1 rRNA gene is annotated in these 255 nt (G+C 53.7%); it reads left to right on the plus strand.

Annotated elements, in window-relative coordinates:
* A 16S ribosomal RNA gene (locus tag M3630_RS30795) occupies positions 1–255 on the plus strand; the annotation flags it as partial.

Genomic DNA, 255 nt, shown 5'->3' on the forward strand with positions numbered 1-255 from the left:
GGCGTGCCTAATACATGCAAGTCGAGCGAGTCTCTTCGGAGGCTAGCGGCGGACGGGTGAGTAACACGTAGGCAACCTGCCTCTCAGACTGGGATAACATAGGGAAACTTATGCTAATACCGGATAGTTTTTTGGATCGCATGATTCGAAAAGAAAAGATGGCTTCGGCTATCACTGGGAGATGGGCCTGCGGCGCATTAGCTAGTTGGTGGGGTAACGGCCTACCAAGGCGACGATGCGTAGCCGACCTGAGAG

This window comes from Brevibacillus sp. MER 51 (genome assembly GCF_023714195.1).
Lineage (GTDB): Bacteria > Bacillota > Bacilli > Brevibacillales > Brevibacillaceae > Brevibacillus.